Genomic DNA, 18,015 nt, shown 5'->3' on the forward strand with positions numbered 1-18,015 from the left:
GCTCCACCAGGCTTGGTAATAGTAATACGAGTCCTTTGGGAAGCCGCACATGTCCATAATGCCGAAATGCGAGTTGATGCACGGCCAACCGTAGGGGGTCGGCTCGCCGCGGTAGTCGAAGCCGGTCCAGACGAAACAGCCCGCCATGTAATCGTTCTCGGCAATCGGCCGCCAGGCCTTCTCGGCCGGCAGTGCCCAAGGCGGGGCGTTCACGTCGTAGGCGCTGACGTAACCCTTCGCCTTGTCGTTGGCGTAGATCCCGCGCGTGCTGACGGCGCTGGCCGTTTCGCTGCCGTACATCGGCTTTTGCGGGTATTTCTTGTGAAAGCCGGCATAATCGCGGGGGCTGTAGTTGTATCCTTCGAGGTCGAGCACGGTCGTCAGCCCCGAGCCGCCGTGCCCGCCGTTCATCGCCGCCGAGACGGGCCGCGTGCCGTCGAGCGAGTTGACGCGGTCCTTCATCGCCTTGGCGATCTTCGCGCCGGCGGCGCTTCCCTGGATGCCTTCTTCATTGCAAATCGACCACATGATAATGCTCGGATGGTTCCGATCGCGGAGCACCATCTCCGAGAGGTCGCTGAGATTCGAATACGGCGTGCTCGGCGGTGACTTGCCTGAGTACGTGTCTCCCAGGTGCCGCGTTTCGTCCATGACGAGCATCCCGAGCCGGTCGCAGGCGTCGAGTAGCTCCGCGGCCACGGGGTTGTGCGAGCAGCGATAGGCGTTCGACCCCATTTCCTTGAGCTTCTGGATCCGCCATTCGAGGATGGAATCCGGCACTGCAATCCCGACGCCCGCGAAATCCTGATGGTTGCAGGTCCCCTTGAGCTTCACCGGCTTGCCGTTCAAGAAGAATCCCTTGTCGGCGTCGAACCGAATCGTGCGGATGCCGAAGGGCGTGGTCACCTGATCGGCGACCTTGCCATCTTTCGACAGCGTGCTCCGCAGCGAGTAAAGATACGGCTTTCCCAATGACCAGAGGTTCGCCTTCGCGACCGGCAGCTTGTGGCGAGTTTCCGGTTTGCGGTCAGTGGGAAGCTGCTCAGGATTTTCCGCCGAGGCGACCACCTTTCCCTCGGCATCGAGGATTTCGGAGCGGAGCGTCACTTTTGCCGTGTCGCCCGATTCGTTGACAAGCGTCGTGGCAACGGTCACCGCTGCATCGGCCTGTACGCCGTCCCCGACATCTTTCACCGTCGAACTGACGAACACGCCCCACGGCGGGATGTGTACCGGCTCGACGCTTACCAGCCGCACGTGGCGATAGATTCCACCACCTTCATACCACCAGCCCTCGAAACCGCGCGGATCGACGCGCACAGTGAGCAGATTGTCTTTTCCCTGCAGCGCCGCATCGGTGACGTCGTAGCGAAAACTGCCGTAGCCGCTCGGATGGTTGCCGAGATATTTGCCGTTAAGCCACATGCGGCTGTTGCGGTAAACGCCGTCGAATTCCAGCCAGAGCCGCCGCCCCTTGGCCGTCGCGGGGATCGCGATCGTTTTCCGATACCAGCCGGGCTCGACCGGCAAGAAGCCGTGGTCCTTGTTCGCCTGCTCGCTGAATGTTCCTTCGACGATGTAGTCGTGCGGCACATCGACGCGCTGCCAGGACGAATCGTCGTAGCTCGGGTTGATCGGGCTATCTGCCGGCCGCGTCTGATCGACGAGCCCTTCCAGCGTCGTCTCGCCGATTCGACCTGCGCCGGCCGTGTTCTCGACTAGCACGGCGAGCACATTCGGCCCATCCTTGCGCCAAGCCTCCGCCAGCGGCACGGAGAATGGATCGTTCCAACCTTGATGCGCGATCAGCCGTTTGCCGTTGAGATAAACGACTGCGTTATCATCCACGCTCTCGAAGAGCAGTGTCGGTTTGTCCGCTACCGCCGCCGGCAACTCGGTGCGGAACCAGCAGAATCCCCGGCGCCCGTGGAACACGTCGTCTCCTGGCTTGGCATCCTTCCAATCGGCCCCATCGGTCTTCAAATCGGCCGCGGCCATCTCCGCCGCGGAGGCCTCGCCGCGCCGCTCCTCTTTCCAGCGCCAAGCGGCAATCGGACGGCCAATCCCCGGGGTCGCAGAATCGCCGCGATGAAACCGCCAATCGGCGTCCAGCGATGTAACCTCCCGCGGCGAGCCAGCCCCCTGCGCCGAGCCGCCAACGATCACGCACAGGATGAACAACGTCGCCGCCTCCACGAATCCGCCCACGCCAAGGCCTCGCATCATTGGGATTTCTCTATGTTTTGGGGTGTCGCCGATCAGTTACCGTCAACCCGAAAGTACCACCGGCCGGCGAGCTCCGCAACTGGTGCGGCGCAATTCTCGCCTGGTTCTTGACGAAAGCGCTGGCCCGGCAATCGCACACGACACGGAGTCGGGATAGAATCGAGGCTACTGACGATCAGCGGAAAGCCCGCAACTCAATAATGGCCGAGGATCAACCAATGAAACGGCTCTTTCAGTCCGCCCACGTCGCTGCTCTTCTGTTCGTGTTGTCTAGTTTGAACACGGCCCTGGCTGATGACCGACCATCTACGCCGACGGCTCAAGTCGCTAGTGCTTCTGCGACTGCGCACGAGGAAGACGGCGATTTCACAATCGGGCCGTCGTACTCGAATGCCCCGGAGTTGTCTGCCAAGAACGGCGTACCGAAGGGGGAGTTGCATGATTTCACGATGGACTCGAAGGATAGCAAGATTTATCCGGGCCTTCGCGGGCCGTATCAGCGGAAGGTTTGCGTTTACGTGCCGAGCCAGTATGTCGCCGGAACGCCGGCCCCGTTTATCGTTGTGCAGGATGGGATGTCGTATAAGAATCGCCTGCCCGTGGTCTTGGATAATCTGATAAACGAGCATCGCCTGCCCGCGATGATCGCGGTCCTCATCAACTCCGGCGGCGGAGACGGCAAGGGGAGCGAGCGGGGTCTGGAATACGACACGGTCTCGGACAAATACACGACGTTCGTCGAAACCGAGTTGCTTCCGAAGATCGCGAAGGATTACGATCTGAAGTTCACGACCGATCCCGAAGGCCGGGCAGCGATGGGGGGCAGTTCGGGCGGCGCTTGCGCCTTCACGATGGGCTGGTTTCGCCCGGACCTTTATCGACGCATCCTCACCTACTCGGGAACCTATGTGAATCAACAGTCGCCGGAAAACCCCGAGTCGACACACGGCGCGTGGGAATATCACGAGCATCTGATCCCCAACAGCGATCCGAAGCCGCTGCGCGTTTGGCTGGAGGTCGGCGAAAACGACAACGGCTCGAAGAGGAACGAAGAATCGCTGCACAATTGGGTGCTGGCCAATCAACGCATGGCCGCCGCGTTGAAGGCGAAGGGCTATCACTACCGCTACGTCTTCGCCAAATCGGCCGGGCACGTCGACGGAAAAGTCGTCGGCCAGACGCTCCCCGAGGCGCTGTTGTGGCTTTGGAAAGGGTATCCGGTCAAGTGATCGGCGCCGCATTTACACGCTTTAAGCGCTGTGCGCCTTGTCAGCCAGCATTATCTGAAGGTCTTTGCCAAGGGCCTCGGCGTAGCGAGTGACGGTGGTCAGCGTAGGGTTCGCGTCGGGATCGGTTTCCAGTCGGGAGAGGGCCGACCGTGCAATGCCGGTTCGCGCCTGGATGTCAGCGAGACTCAACCCGCGACGGGTGCGCTCGGAATGAAGCAGCCGCATCACGTCGCGAAGCCGCGCGACGGCAGCGTCGTGGGCGGATTTGTGACGTCGCGCCTCGGCGACAATTTCATCTTTCTCGCCGGCGATTTGCTCGCGAAGTTCGGCGACACGGGAACGCTCCGCATCGGAGAGCGTTCGGCTAATTCGTTTGGCTCGTTGCATGCCGGTCCCTTTCGGAAATTAGTCTTCGACTTCGTAGGCGGTTACGGGCAAGACAGTATCCTTATCAACCAGTTGGTAAACGCACGCAAGATACTTGCCGCTACTGGTGTAGCCAAAGGCGATCGGGCGGCCCGTGGAGCGGCTTTCTCCAATCGAATCTGGATCGCACACAACGTCCTCGAATTCGTCCGGCGTTACGCCATGCTGGGCCAAATGAGCTTCCGCGTCCGCGTCCCAAAGAAATATGTACCAGGGCACCGACTTCTCCCCACGCTGTTATAATAAATGTTAATGCTGTTATAATAAAAGTCAATAGCAGCTTTCAGCGACCAGCGATAGCAGGCCGCAGATTTCAGCCCGCTGTTTTCCACTCTCGGTCGGCTAATGTCCGACGTTCCGCCGCGCCTCGGGCCCGAGGCGCTCGGACAGTTGTTCCAAATAGAGGCTCACTGGAGCGACGCGGGTGCCGTGGGAGTCGTAGATTCCTTCGGGCATTTTTGGGCCGCTGCCGCGCAGGACGACCCCGCTGGCCCTGAACGCGAGCGTTGCCTTGCACTTGAACATGCCCGGCTCAAGCAACACGGCGCCGCGAAATCCGCCGACGGGGCACGCGCGCGAAACGGAGTCGATCGCCTCTTGAATGGCAGCCGTATCGTCGCCGCCCGAAGGACGGGCGATCTTGCTGACCGGCAGCGAAGGAATCGTGACGCCGCCTCCCATGTACCCAGCGGACGAGAAATCCATGATCCGATCGCCGCTCGGCAGTGCCTCGTAAACCAACATCCCGCGGGAATCGAGATGCACCCAGCGGCTTTGCGGCTCGGCGGCGATACCGGCGGCAGCAATTCCGATCAAGATTGCCGACAAAGTGAGCAGCTTTGTGGCGTCGGTGATCGCGGGCATCAGTCGATTACCGCTCGACGACATATTTTGGTCGCAAGTATCCTATCCTCGCCGACTCTGCTCTCGCATTAACGCGAGATCACACAGTTCGGTAATGCCTTCTGAAGTTCCACCTCACCGTCGAAGCTGACGCTCGTTCCCCCCAACGACAAGTCTTGGAGCTTGGTCAGCCCTTTGAGCTTTAGCAGGCCCGCATCGGTGATCATGGTGCCCCCCAAACCCAGTGATTCGAGCCGAATCAATCCTTTGACGTGATCCAGCCCCGCGTCGGTGATTTTGTCACCATTCAGCCACAGCACTTTAAGCGTCGTCAATTCTTGAACACTCGCCAAATCAGCATCGCCGACTTTAATGGGCACTCGTTGAAAATCCACGAATACGACGTCGTTGAAAAAATTCTCGCCAAGAAGTCGTCGGAGCCAATCGGGCCCGAAAGGTTTTCCGGGTGGTGACCTTTGATAGTCATACTCCACGACTCCGCCCAACTTGGCGATCGCAGCCACGATTTCAGTTTCTCTGCGCTTTTGTTCCAGCCTCCTTCCCAGCCACCCAGACGCGATGGCGCACATTAGTGCGAAGATCAACAGGGAACGCAGGCTGAATTGAAACCGGCGTCTGTTTGGCCCTTTCGCCCGGGAAGGCTGATCTGAGTTCGCGGAGTTCTCGTCCATGAACGCATTTTAGCTTCGTGCGCATGGAAAAGGCGAGCTAGTTTCGGCGTATTGGCGCCGCCGATCCTTTGCTCCGAATTTCTTGCGGCTGGAGTGAGGGCTCGATACGATGAGCGGGTTGGCCGGCGTTGGCGCCGCGAGATCAGCCGATGCAACATCGGCCCGTATGCAACGGAGAGGCGTTATCCAACAGTCGGGTTCATGCCGAAAGGAGAATTCTATGTTCGCGCTGCGACGAGTGGGGATCGTTGGAGTGTGTCTGCTCGGCCTGGTCATCGCATGCATTCATGCAGGTGGCGCGGATGCGCCGGGCGAGAAAAGGTCCGAAAAGCTCCAAGGTTTGCTCTTGGAGCGTTGGAAAACGTCGGAGAACGCGTATAACGCGTGCACCGTCGGATATGAGGCTGGAACACTGGAGCTCGATACGGTGCTGACGACGTCAAACGAGGTGAATCGAGCCAAGCTGGCCTTGTGCAAATCGAAGGAGGAACGGATCGCCGTGCGTCAAGCGCACGTCGCACGTCAAAATCAGATCGAGGGTAAGATCAAGGCCTTGTCCAACGTGAACGCGAAGGGAGGCGAAGCCGATAAGCTGGCGCGGGCGAGCCTTAATCGCGTGAATGCCGAGATTGAGTTGGAACTTGAGCGAAACGGAGCAGCCGCGGGAGAGAATCGGTGAATCGCGGTTTACGGCCAAGTTCGCGGTGGCACACAGCGTTCGTTGTCGGCCTCATCTTACTGATGAGTGCCTCTCGTTCTGTTACTGCGGCCGACGACATGACTTTGTGGTATCGTCGCCCGGCCGGGGAATGGACCGAGGCGCTGCCGATCGGCAATGGGCGGCTGGGTGCGATGGTCTTCGGCGGGACCGACAAAGAGCGGCTGCAATTGAATGAAGACACGCTCTGGGCCGGCGGGCCTTATGATCCGAGCAATCCCGAGGCGCGCCAAGCGCTGCCCGAGGCAAGGCGATTGGTTTTCGCAGGCAAATATGTCGAGGCGCGGGAGTTGATCGGCAGGCGGATGATGGCCCATCCGCTGCGCGAAATGCCTTACCAGCCGGTCGGCGATCTGTGGCTGGAGTTTCCGGGGCATGGCCAGGTGAACGACTACCGCCGCGAATTAAATCTTGATACGGCAATCGCGCGCACTAGCTACAAGGTCGGCGACGTGCGGTTCATTCGCGAGATCTTCGCCTCGCCCGTCGATCAAGTGATCGTCGTTCGGCTCACCGCCGACAAGCCGGGGCAGGTGAGCTTTTCGGCAAGTTTCATGACACCGCAGCAGGCGACCTTCGCAGCGAAAGGCAATTCCTTGGAAATGAACGGCGTGGGAGGCGATGCTCAAGGGATCAAAGGAGTGATCCGTTTCTCAGCGCAGCTTCGAGCAATTGCGGATGGCGCGACAACGACGTCCGAAGGTGGCAAGCTCTCCGTCACCGCGGCGAACTCAGTTACACTGCTCCTTTCAATCGCAACCAGTTACGTGAACTATCGCGACGCCAGCGGCGATGCCGTCGGCCGCGCGAGCAAGTATCTCGCTGCCGCCGCAAGCAAGCCATACAAGGAGCTGCGGCAGGACCACGTCGCGGAGCATCAGCGATTGTTCAGGCGAGTGAGCCTGGATGTCGGCCGCGGCGAGGGGATGGATCGCCCCACGGACGAGCGGATCAAATCGTTCGCCGACGGCAAAGACCCGCAACTGGCGGCGCTCGTGTTTCAGTTCGGGCGGTACTTGCTGATCAGCAGCTCGCGCCCCGGCGGCCAGCCCGCCACGCTGCAAGGGTTGTGGAACGACAAGATGAACCCGCCCTGGGAGAGCAAATACACGATCAACATCAACACGGAGATGAACTACTGGCCGGCCGAGGTGACGAATCTTGCCGAGTGCCACGAGCCGCTGTTGAAAATGGTCGGCGAACTGGTCGAACCTGGGAGCCGCACGGCGAAACTCGATTACGGGGCGCGCGGCTGGGTTTGCCACCACAACACCGACATCTGGCGAGCGACCGCACCGGTCGATAGCCCCAACGCCGGCATGTGGCCCTGCGGCGGCGCGTGGCTCTGCAAGCATCTCTGGGACCATTACGAGTTCAGCGGCGACCTCGAGTTTCTCAAGACGGCCTATCCCATCATGCGCGGCGCCGCGGAGTTTTTTTTGGACACGCTGGTCGAGGAGCCGAAGCACCATTGGCTGGTGACGTGCCCGTCCGTATCGCCGGAGAACAAACATCCAGCCGGCGTGACGACTTGCGCGGGTCCGACGATGGACATGGAGATCCTCCGCGACCTGTTCGACCACTGCATCAAAGCCGCCGAAATCCTTCAGATTGACCCAGATTTACGCCAGCAACTTGCCGCGACGCACGCGCGGCTGGCCCCGCTGCAAATCGGCCGTCTCGGGCAATTGCAAGAATGGCTCGACGATTTGGACAACCCGAACGATCAGCACCGCCACGTTTCGCAGCTCTACGCCCTTTATCCGAGCAATCAAATCACGCGGACGAAAACGCCGGCGCTGTTCGCCGCCGCGCGAAAATCGCTCGAACTTCGCGGCGACGGCGGCACGGGCTGGAGCAAGGCCTGGAAGATCCATTGGTGGGCCCGGTTGGCCGACGGCGACCACGCCTTCAAAATGCTCGAAGAGGCGATCGTCGGCAACACCTATCCAGATCTGCTCGACGCCCATCCGCCTTTTCAGATCGACGGCAATTTCGGCGCGACCTCCGGCATCGCCGAAATGCTGCTGCAAAGCCACGAGCGGGAAATTAGCCTGCTGCCTGCGCTGCCCAAGGCCTGGCCGAACGGTTCCGTTACCGGTCTGCGGGCCCGTGGCGGCGTGGAGGTTGATCTCCATTGGCAGAATGGCCGGCTCACTGCCGCGACTTTGAAGTGCCTATCCGAAAACCGCCGGGGACTGTCCTCGATTTCTCCCTCTCCCTTGACGGGAGAGGGCCGGGGTGAGGGTGTGGCGCAGAAAGAGGGGACTGTCCCCCTCTCCGCAGACGGTTTTCGGATAGGCTCCGAGCGAAGCGCCGACGGCCCGCAGCGAATCCGCGTTCCCGCCGGCAGCGAGGTCATAGAGATCACTTCTAACGGCCAGACGCCGCCGATCGGCCGCGGCACGAATGAGACGATATCGCTGGACATGCGCCAAGGTAGCGAATTCGAGTTGCGAGTAAAGTAAATCGTCACGAATGCTTGACCACCGATTCATCTGCCGGATACAAAGGCATCAGCGGTGGTAGCTCTTCTGGCCGCAAACCGTGTCGGGCCCGACGATTCCCAGACTCCGGCTCGCCGCGTCTCTTTTCTCTGAGGAGGTCGAGGGGTGTCTCGCATTTCGTGTGCGCCGTTTGTCATCCTCGTCGGTTGTCTGCTGGCGGATTCAACGCCCGCCCAAGAGAAGGCGTCCACCGATGAAAAGCCAGCGCAGACTGTCAAAGGGTTTGGCAACGTCGTCGATCCCGACCGCGATTGCCAAATCCAAGAGCAAATCAAAGTGACCATCACCGTCCCAAAAACGACTCACGACCTCGCGCTCAATCCGGAATACACCAAGCAGAACGCCCCGCGGATCACTCAAGACGTCAAAGGGGATTTCAGCCTCGCCATTAAAGTAGACGCATTTCCGATTCCCAAGCCGAAAACGTCATCTAATGGCCGCTTCAGCCACGTGGGCGCCGGCTTGTTAATTTGGCAAGACGACAAGAACTACATCCGGATGGAGCGAGCGTCGGAGGGGGACACGCAATCGCGGTTTGTAATGATCGAGTGCTACCAGGACGGTATGAAGATGTACAAGAAGCACGATGACATCGAAGACAAGGACACCTACCTGCGCGTGACACGCAAGGGGGATGAGTTCACGTTCGAGAGCGGTGAGGACGGCCAGGACTGGATCAAACTAACGACGGAAGAGGTCAAACTGGCCGAGCAGTTGAAAGTTGGGATCGCCGCCGTCAATACGACGACCGATGAATTCTCGGCGACCTTTCAAGTGCCGAAACCGAGCCAAAGTGAGAAATAGGCGACTTAAAGCAGACCTTGTCAGATGCACGTTTCCGATCCCCGTTTCAGTCGAGGAGGTGAAGGCATGTTTCGCTTTGCTCACGCGGCGATATTTGCGATGGCAATGGGCCTGGTCTTGCAATCGGCCGCGGCAGACGACAAGGCAGCCGCCCCGGACCATGCGGCGGCCGATGAAAAGCCGGCGCAGACCGTCAAAGGCTTTGGCGCCGTCGTCGATCCCGATGGCGATTGCCAAATCACTGAACAGGTTCGAGTGACGATCACCGTCCCCAAGACGACTCACGATCTCACGTACGCCAGGGAATCGGCTTATACCAAGATGAACGCCCCGCGGATCGTTCAGGATATCAAGGGAGATTTCAGCCTCGCGGTCAAGGTCGAGGCATTTCCATTTCCGAAGCCCAACACCTCGTCGAACAATCGCTACTGCTTTGTCAGCTCCGGCTTGCTGATCTGGCAAGATGAACGCAACTTCATCCGGCTGGAGCGGGCGGCGCTCGGCGGCCAAAACCAGCCCTATGTTTGGCTCGAGTGCTTCGTGGACGGCAAATCCGAAACGACCAAACGGCGCGAGATCGACGACAAGGACACCTATCTGCGCATCACTCGAATCGGCGATAAATTCACCTTCGCCACCAGCGAGGATGGCCTGGACTGGACCGAGATCGAGAACGAAGAGGTGAAGCTGGCCGAGCAACTGAAGGGGGGCGTGATGGCGATCAATACCACGACCGATGATTTCTCCACGACGCTGGAAATCCCGAAGCCGAGCCCGAATCCGAAGTAGACGGACGAAACACTCGCGCAATTCTCACAACGCAGCGATTTGCTCGGCGGCGCGCTGGCCGGATAGCCATGCGCCGTGAACGGTGCCGCGATGGCGGCGCGAGGTGGCTTCGCCTGCGAAGAAAAGCCGGTCGTTCACCGGCTCGGCGAGGGCGTCGAGATGGTCGTAGCTCGCGCCGAGGGGAAGGTTCACATAGCAGCCCCCACTCAGCGGATCGCTCGTCCACGACGTTAGCGCAACCACTTCGGGATCGGGAATCGAGCCGCTAAACATCCGCCGCGCCCGCTTCATCGCCTCGTCGATCGCCTGCGAACGGGTCAATTGTTCCAAGCGGCGGGCCGCCCGGCCGTGGCTCCACAGCGAGAGGATCGGCGCGCCGGTCGTGCGGCTGAGATCGGTCCATTCGACGAATTGGCCGCCGTCGTCCGAGACCGAGCCGATGAAGTCGGTATCGTTGTCCCAGAATCGCCGCGGGAATCGCAGCACCACCTTGTGCGCCGCGCCGAAACCGAGCGCGCGAATCGCTTCCAGTTTCCGCGCCGGCAATTCGGGCGAAAACGTCACGCGGCCGGCCTTGAGGACTCCCAGTGGCAGAGTGACGACGGCGCGGTCGGCGCGGAACTGCTCTTTCTCGCATTCGACGCGCACTCCCGAAGCGTCATAGCGCACGGCCACAACGCGGCGGCCGAGCCGAATGTCGAGCCCGTCGGCCAACAGCTTTGGTATCTGGCCGTAACCGCCCGGCAGAATATGTTGCGGGCCGTCGAACGACTCCGCCTCGCCTTCGCCTTCGAAGTTTCGCAGCGAGAGCAGATCGGCGTCATTCCCCTCGGTCGCGTCGATATTCATGGCGATCGCCCAATTCAAGTATCGCCGCTGGCGGGGCGTGGCTTGTTGCCCTGCACCGAGTTGTCGCAGCGCATCGGCGACGGTCATATCAGGCCGGCCAGAGTCCAGCCCATCGTCGTTGAATGATTCCAGCGTCTTGAGCACTGCCTTGGCCCACGAGTGCAAGCCGGCCGCTTCATCAGAGGAAAACCGCGAGCCGTCGCTGTCGAAGACGCGAATCGAATTCTCGTCGCTGAGCACCGTCTTGATTCGCCGCTGCCGGCAAAACTCGGCCAGCGGATTGCCGTTGATCCCTTCGATCCATTGAGCGCCCAGATCGACCGGACTGCCGCCCAGATCGACCGTCCAGACGCGCCCGCCGATGCGGTCGCGTCCTTCGATCACCGTGACGGTGTGCCCGCGCGATTGCAGGTTGCGCGCCGCCGAGAGCCCGGCCACGCCCGCGCCGATGACGATGACTTTTTCTTGAGCAGTCGCGGCCCGAACCGGATGCACGTTGGCAACCGCATCGAGCACAGTCCCGACGCCCATCAGTCCAGCCACCTTGAAAAACCGTCTGCGATCAGGCCGACAGACTCGTGCACCGGCCGCGGCGAATGACGGGCCGTATTGGCGGAGTCTCATGACGACACGCTCCGTGCGATGGGCGAAAAGCTGCCACTTTCGCCAGCATTTTCCGGGCCAATTGTGGCGGCCCCGTCCTTTTGGCATCGTTTCACACGGAGCCATCGGCGATGGACCCTAGCGCGATGCCTCCGTCGCCGATGGCTCCGGGTTAAACGATGAAGATGAATGCCGGTCAAGACAGACCGCGTGATACTTTACCTACCCGCCCCAGGGCAATGCCGATTAACTTCATTCGGGCGGAAGTCCTTTGACCGCGCGGTGCAGTTGATCGAGCGCTTTTTGATGGCTGGCGACTGAGTCGGCGTATTGACGGTCGTCGGGGAATTCCTTCGCCAACTGCAAATAGAGCTGCAGCTCGCGCTCGACCGTCGGGATCGCCTCACCGTACTTGCCTTTGGCAATCTGCAGCTTACTGAGATTATGGAGCGCGTCGATTAACGTAGTGCGTAGCGGGACGGATTGCGGATGGGCCTCGACCAACTGTTCGAATTCATGCCCGCCCGCCGCGTATTCGATCTCGGCGTCGGCGGGTTTATTCTGTCGTTCCAAGGCGACGCCGAGATTCAAATGCGCTGCCGCCACGGTGCGGTGATAAGTGTCTTCGGATTGGATCTTCGCTGGATATGCGGCCAATTCCTTCAGGCACTGGCGAAGGACGGTTTCGGCCTCGGAATTGCGCTGCTGGCGGAGCTTCACCGTGCTTAGGTTCATTTCCGTTAGGGTCAAATCAAAACGGTAGTCGCGGTCGTCGGGAAAGTCGGCGACCAGCTTTTCGCGCACCGCGAGCGCTCGGCGATAAGCGGGTTCAGAATCGCCTCCAAGCTGGCCGACAATGGATGCAAGGTCATTGGATTCGGCCCCCACCAGGATGCGAACTTCGACGTCTTGCAGATTCTTGGCCAGCAGGTCTTCGAGCATCGCGAGGGCTCTTTCGTACTCGCGTTTCGCTCCCTCGTTGTCGCCGCTGCGCGCGAGAAACGCGCCGTAGCGCGCGATGAAGTTGGCCTGATCGCGGCGGTAGGTTGGATCCTCGGGAAACTGCCGCACCAGATTGGTGAAGCCGGCAATCGATTCGCCAAAGGCCTTCTCGGCCGCCGCCGAATCGTTGAGTTCGGAATAGATGTACCCCGCCCAGCCGGCCGCCAGTGCGCGCTCGTTTTGGACATCCGGTGTTTCTCCCGCCTGCGCGCGGATTTGCTCCATGAAGGTCAACTCTTCGAGCAGCGGATTGGCGGTCGAATCGTTCGCGCGAGTGATGCGCCGGGCGGCGGCGTCGATGGCCCGGCGCAAGTTGCCTTCAGCGCGATCGTGGGCTTCGATGGTGGTTTGAAGCGCTTGATTCAATTGCCGGTTTTTCCAAACTCCGTAAGCGATGAACGTGGCGAGTGAGAGCAGCGACACGGCGACGAGCGCCGCGGCTGCCGGACGTCGGCGAGCCCATTTCCAAGCTTTCTCCGACAGGGACGTCGGCCGCGCCTGGATCGGGCGGCCTTCCGACCAGCGCGAGAGATCATCGGCCAAGGCTTGCGCGGTGGCATAGCGCTTCGCAGGTTGTTTTTCGAGGCACTTAAGACAAATGGTTTCCAGGTCACGCGGCGTCTTGGGCGCCAACCTTCGTAGCGGGATCGGCTCCTGCGAAAGCACTTGCAGCACGGTTTCGACAGGATCGCGGCCACGAAACGGCGGCCCGCCGGTGAGCAGCTCGTAAAGCATCGCGCCGAGCGCATAGATATCGCAAGTGGGCCCGACATTCTTGGTGACACCGCTGGCCTGTTCGGGGGCCATATAGGCGGGCGTTCCCATGATGTCGCCGGTCTGCGTCACGGCCTGGCTGCCGGTGAGTTGCTTCGCCAAGCCGAAGTCGGCGATTTTCGGCAGGCCATCGGGCGTAAGAAGAATGTTCGCCGGCTTGAGATCGCGATGAACGACGCCGGCGTCGTGAGCGGCCTGGACGGCCAGAGCCAAAGTGTGCAGCAACGTGGCTGCATCGCGAAACGCGAACGGGTTCCGCTGGAGCTTGTCGGCCAGCGAGCCTCCCGCCACGAATTCCAACGAAAGATACGGACATCCTTGCGTTGCGCCGACTTCGTAGACCTGCACGATATTCGGGTGCTGCAGCTTCGCGACCGCTTCGGCCTCAGCGCGGAACCGCGCCAACAAGCCGGCATTGGCATGAGGACCGGCCACCAGGACCTTAAGCGCGACGATTCGCTCGAGCGAAAGCTGCCGCGCTCGATAGACGACCCCCATTCCGCCGCGGCCGAGTTCGCCGAGAATCTCGTAGCCCGCGATGTGAAGCGTGGCCGAGCCGCTGCTTGGTTCGGCGACGGTGTCTTGCGGCGGCGGAACAGTCGAGGCGGCGTCGTCAACGCGCGGTCGTGGCAATGGCTCCAAGGGCATAGTGGCAGGTGGCAAGTGGTAAGTGACACGTGACGAGCGAACGTCGCTTTCGCCCAGATTCATTCTAGCCGAGGTTCAGAGCTGCTTACTGCGGCTGTGACGGATCCTGTTGCACCGAGTTTTCCGGCTGTAGCGACTAGGCCTGGCCATTGCCTTGACCGCCGATGCGCAAGACCTGCGAGCGGAACTTCGGTCGATCTATGTTTGCTTGACACTCAGCGCCCCCGCAAAGATGATCAGAATATCGCCTCAAATCTTCATCTCGTCGCCGACTAATCTTACATGCGAAGAGTGATCGCCATTTTTTTGCTGGGTTTGGCCGCGGGCGTCGGGGCGACCTTCGCCTATCATATGTATTTGGCCGACGATGGCGCCGCGCCCGCCGATCATCCCGCTGGCCAAGCTGCAAACGGCGCTGGAAATCCTGCCGCGGCGCCGCGCCGTTCGGCCGTGGCCCTCGGCACGCTCGAGCCGCGCGACGGCGTCGTGCAGATCAGCAGCCCGCTTGTCGGTTGCCAAATCAAACGGGTACTCGTTCAGGACGGACAACTGGTGAAGGCGGGAGACGTTTTGGTCGAACTCGATTCCTCCGAGGCAGTGAAGGAGCATGAACTGGCGCTCGCCCAAAGGGCGGAAGCCCTTGCGTTGGCGCAGCAGCGTCTCGCCACGGCCCAATTGGCGGTGAAGCAAGCTACTGACGGGCGCGACGTTGAGATCGCGGCGCAGCAGTCCCGGATCGCGGTTGCCGCCGCCAAGGAAAAGGAGGCCCAGCAGGACGCCGACCGTTTGGAGGAAATGCGTAAGTTGAAGGAGCCGCTCGCTTCACAGTTACAAGTCGATGAGCAACGAGTCGTCGCGACGGCGGCCGCCGCCGAGCACGAGGCGGCCAATCTGCAATTGAAGCGGTTGCAGCAAACCTTGCTCTTTCAAGAGGAAAGCGCCAAAACCGAATTGCAGGCAGCCCAGAAATCCTTGGCCGAGCAGCAAACTGGAACCGACTCACTGAATCGCCGCGTCGAGCTGTCCGAACTCAAATTGAATCAGACCAAAATCACGGCCCCGGCAGGCGGCATGGTCTTGAGTGTGGTGGCCCATTCGGGCGAGGTCGTCGCGCAGCAGCCCCTCTTGCAGATCGCCGACCTGGACAATCTCGTCTGCGTGGCGGAGGTCGATGCGGGCGAAGTCTCGGCGCTCCAATCCAATCAGAAAGCAACCGTCACTTGCCGCGCATTTCACGACGCGGAACTCGAGGGCACGCTCGATCGCGTCGGCAGTCAGATCACCAAGGCCACGCTGCGGCCGCTCGATCCGCGAAAGCAGGTCGATCGCGATGTTACAAAAGTCGTCGTGCTCGTCGATTCAAAGAAGGCGGCGCGGCTCATCAACTCCTCGGGCAAGGACCGCCGCGCGGTGCTCGTCGGCTTGCAGGTCGAAGTCGCATTTCCTCTGGCGGGACCAATGCCGTGAAGACACAGCTCGCCTGGCGCAACCTGATTCACAACAAGGTGAAGACGGGCGTGGCTGTCGCGGGCGTCGTGTTCGCGATCGTGTTGATGTTCATGCAGTTGGGTTTTCTCGAAGCGGTCAAGGTGAGCGCGACCCAAATCTACGATGCGCTCGATTTTGACGTCTGCTTGCGGTCGAAGGACTACCTGCACCTGGCCGACGCACGGTTGTTCCGCCGGCAGCGATTGGTCCAAGCCCAGGGATGTCCCGGCGTCCAGCGTGCCGCTCCGTTGACAGTCGTGAGGAGTTCGTGGCGCAACCCGGCGAGCGGCGAGCACCAATCGATCCTTTGCTTCGGAGTGAACCCCGACGAAGCCGTTTTTAGTCGGACCGACATCCAAACGCTCGTGAGCGACGAGTTGGAACGCTCCGACGCCTTGTTAATCGATACAAAGACCCGCCGCGAATTTGGACCGGTCGATGGCCGCCGATTCGGCCCGCAGGACCGCAACGCGGAGATCGAGGTGAACGGCACCGCCGTCCGAATCGCCGGGGACTATACGCTCGGCGCTGGGTTGTTGGCCGGCGGCGCGATGATCATTAGCGAACGTGGCTTGCAGAGTGTCACTCCGACCCTCGGCGGCGATCAGGTGAGCCTGGGCTTGATAAAAGTCTCCCGCGGCGAGGATGCGGGGGCCGTCGCCGGTCGGTTGCAGAGCCTATTGCCCGGCGATGTCGATGTGCTGACGCGGCCGGACGTCCTGCGCGGCGAACTGGACCATTGGGTATATCAAACGAACTATGGATTGATTTTTCAGACGGGAGTCATCGTGGCCTTGATCGTTGGAACGGCGATCGTTTATCAAGTACTGGCCAGCGACGTGGCCAGCTTGCTGCCCGAATATGCGACGCTCAAAGCCATGGGCTACGACAATCGGTATTTGGGCAGAGTCATCCTGCAGCAAGCGCTCGCCCTGGCGGTGCTCGGCTTCGGCGTCGGTTTGGTCATCGCGGAATTGCTGTATGCGATCACGTCGGCGGGCGCTCAGATTCCGGTTCAAATGACTTGGCGGAATTTGGCCCTGGTGTTCGTGTTGTCGGTCGTCATGTGCATGTGCTCGGGCCTGGCCGCGCTGCGAAAGGCATTTCGCGCCGACCCGGCGGATTTATTCTGAACACCATCGTTATGCCCTCGCGAACTCCCTTAGCGTGGAAGAATCTGACGCATGACCTGCGTCGATTGGCGGTGGCCGTGGCGGGGGTGGGTTTTGCGGTCGTGCTGATTTTCACGGAACTCGGATTCTTGAACGCGCTCTTGGAAAGCACGGTGCAGGTGCTGCGCAAGTTGAATGGCGAAGTGTTCCTCGTCAGCTCGGCGAAATACGCCTTGCCCGCCATGGAGCGATTCGACTTGGCCCGCGTCGAACAAGCCAAGGGTTTGCCGGGCGTGAAGGCCGTCTATCCATTTTACATGGAGAATCTGGCCGCGGTGCTCCGCGCCCGGCAAGCGCGCGGTTATCCGATTCGCGTGCTGGCGTTTCGCGTCGGCGACGATGTAATGAAGCTCGATTCTCTCGCCGCGCACGAGGACGATCTCCGCCGCTCGGGAACCGCGCTGGCCGATGAAGCCTGCCGCGCCAAATTCGGCATCCCCCGGCGCGATCGGGATCTTGGCAACTTCGCGGGAGAACTCGCAAATCAGGAAATCCATTTGACGGGGCATTTCCGCCTCGGCGTCGATTTCGTCAACGACGGAAACCTGATCATGAGCGCCGCGAATTTTGCCCGCTTCTTTCCGAATCGCGCGGCCGGGTCCGATCCGCTGAACCAAGTCGATTTGGGAGTGGTCAAGCTGGAAGACCATGCCGATCCGCTTGCAGTCAAGAACGAATTGCGGCTGTCGCTGCCGAGCGACGTCGAGCCGTTGACCAAGGACGAGTTGATCGATCGCGAGATGAGGTTTTGGCGCCGCAATGCCCCAATCGGTTTTATATTCCTGGTTGGGGTTTATGTCGGGTTTGTCGTCGGCGTGGTGATTTGTTACCAGATCATCTATTCCGACATCGCCGATCACATGGGCGAATTCGCGACTCTAAAGGCAATGGGCTACACCGACCGTTATTTCTTGAAACTGATCTTGCGCCAGTCGTTTTATTTGTCGATCATGGGTTTTCTGCCAGGGTTGCTCTTGAGCTTCGCCGGCTACGCATTCTTGACCTGGTTCACCGGTCTGACGATGCAGTTGACGATGAATGTAGTGGTATGCGTGCTGGCCGTTACCATCGCGATGTGCGTCGTGTCCGGGATTCTGGCGCTGCGAAAGCTAATGTCCGTCGATCCCGCCGAACTTTTTTGAGAACGTAAGAAACGAATCCTATGTCATTCGTCGAAGACAATCGCGCCACGAAGACTACGTTCTGGAGTCACACGGGAGACATCCGCGTCCGCACGCTGCGGAT

Annotated in this window: 15 protein-coding genes; 8 read left to right on the top strand and 7 right to left on the bottom strand. The window is 60.6% G+C overall.

Annotated features, from left to right (window positions below; translation table 11 throughout):
* A partial coding sequence (locus VGY55_00970) for a glycoside hydrolase family 2 TIM barrel-domain containing protein (GenBank protein HEV2968525.1) occupies positions 1–2,226 on the bottom strand: 2,226 nt, incomplete at its 3' end.
* 218 nt (positions 2,227–2,444) lie between these two features.
* On the opposite strand from VGY55_00970, the gene VGY55_00975 reads away from it, so the two are divergent.
* Complete coding sequence (locus VGY55_00975; protein HEV2968526.1) at positions 2,445–3,455, top strand: alpha/beta hydrolase-fold protein; 1,011 nt, start codon at positions 2,445–2,447, stop codon at positions 3,453–3,455.
* A gap of 21 nt (positions 3,456–3,476) precedes the next feature.
* Here the strand turns inward: VGY55_00975 and VGY55_00980 are convergent, their stop codons facing one another.
* From VGY55_00980 to VGY55_00995, 4 genes are all read right to left on the bottom strand, one after another.
* A complete protein-coding gene (locus VGY55_00980; protein ID HEV2968527.1) occupies positions 3,477–3,842 on the bottom strand; it encodes a helix-turn-helix transcriptional regulator in 366 nt (121 codons plus the stop codon).
* Positions 3,843–3,860: 18 nt separating this feature from the next.
* Complete coding sequence (locus VGY55_00985) at positions 3,861–4,100, bottom strand: hypothetical protein (protein ID HEV2968528.1); 240 nt, start codon at positions 4,098–4,100, stop codon at positions 3,861–3,863.
* 123 nt (positions 4,101–4,223) lie between these two features.
* Entirely contained in the window at positions 4,224–4,745 is a 522-nt protein-coding gene (locus VGY55_00990) for a hypothetical protein (GenBank protein ID HEV2968529.1), read from the bottom strand.
* A 68-nt stretch (positions 4,746–4,813) separates the two neighbouring features.
* Positions 4,814–5,314 carry a hypothetical protein gene (locus VGY55_00995; GenBank protein ID HEV2968530.1) on the bottom strand — a complete coding sequence of 167 codons (501 nt, stop codon included), beginning with the start codon at positions 5,312–5,314 and terminating at the stop codon, positions 4,814–4,816.
* Positions 5,315–5,636: 322 nt separating this feature from the next.
* On the opposite strand from VGY55_00995, the gene VGY55_01000 reads away from it, so the two are divergent.
* The 4 genes from VGY55_01000 to VGY55_01015 all read left to right on the top strand — a co-directional run bounded on the left by VGY55_01000 (position 5,637) and on the right by VGY55_01015 (position 10,234).
* Positions 5,637–6,095 carry a hypothetical protein gene (locus VGY55_01000; protein ID HEV2968531.1) on the top strand — a complete coding sequence of 153 codons (459 nt, stop codon included), beginning with the start codon at positions 5,637–5,639 and terminating at the stop codon, positions 6,093–6,095.
* Between the two features lie 62 nt (positions 6,096–6,157).
* Positions 6,158–8,602 (top strand): glycoside hydrolase family 95 protein, encoded by a 2,445-nt coding sequence (locus VGY55_01005; GenBank protein HEV2968532.1) that lies wholly within the window; start codon positions 6,158–6,160, stop codon positions 8,600–8,602.
* Between the two features lie 144 nt (positions 8,603–8,746).
* The gene (locus tag VGY55_01010; GenBank protein HEV2968533.1) at positions 8,747–9,445 is read left to right on the top strand and encodes a DUF1349 domain-containing protein; all 699 of its coding nucleotides are present in this window, start codon (positions 8,747–8,749) and stop codon (positions 9,443–9,445) included.
* 66 nt (positions 9,446–9,511) lie between these two features.
* A complete protein-coding gene (locus VGY55_01015) occupies positions 9,512–10,234 on the top strand; it encodes a DUF1349 domain-containing protein (protein ID HEV2968534.1) in 723 nt (240 codons plus the stop codon).
* 24 nt (positions 10,235–10,258) lie between these two features.
* On the opposite strand, the gene VGY55_01020 is transcribed toward VGY55_01015, so the two are convergent.
* Together VGY55_01020 and VGY55_01025 are read right to left on the bottom strand one after the other, a co-directional pair.
* Positions 10,259–11,707 carry an FAD-dependent oxidoreductase gene (locus VGY55_01020; protein ID HEV2968535.1) on the bottom strand — a complete coding sequence of 483 codons (1,449 nt, stop codon included), beginning with the start codon at positions 11,705–11,707 and terminating at the stop codon, positions 10,259–10,261.
* Positions 11,708–11,938: 231 nt separating this feature from the next.
* Positions 11,939–14,095: a serine/threonine-protein kinase gene (locus VGY55_01025; protein ID HEV2968536.1), complete on the bottom strand. Its 2,157-nt coding sequence runs from the start codon at positions 14,093–14,095 to the stop codon at positions 11,939–11,941.
* A 306-nt stretch (positions 14,096–14,401) separates the two neighbouring features.
* Between VGY55_01025 and VGY55_01030 the strand changes: the two genes are divergently transcribed.
* From VGY55_01030 to devC, 3 genes are read left to right on the top strand one after another with little or no spacing between them, the layout of a single operon-like run.
* Positions 14,402–15,577, top strand: coding sequence for an efflux RND transporter periplasmic adaptor subunit (locus VGY55_01030; GenBank protein HEV2968537.1), 1,176 nt, complete (start codon positions 14,402–14,404; stop codon positions 15,575–15,577).
* On the top strand, positions 15,574–16,731 hold the full coding sequence (locus VGY55_01035) for an FtsX-like permease family protein (protein ID HEV2968538.1): 1,158 nt from the start codon (positions 15,574–15,576) through the stop codon (positions 16,729–16,731). The genes VGY55_01030 and VGY55_01035 overlap by 4 nt, the downstream gene beginning before the upstream one ends.
* An 11-nt stretch (positions 16,732–16,742) precedes the next feature.
* Positions 16,743–17,912, top strand: a complete 1,170-nt coding sequence (gene devC / locus VGY55_01040; protein HEV2968539.1) for an ABC transporter permease DevC — start codon at positions 16,743–16,745, stop codon at positions 17,910–17,912.
* Positions 17,913–18,015 lie beyond the last annotated feature (103 nt).

Source organism: Pirellulales bacterium (assembly GCA_035939775.1).
In the GTDB taxonomy this organism is placed as follows: domain Bacteria; phylum Planctomycetota; class Planctomycetia; order Pirellulales; family DATAWG01; genus DASZFO01.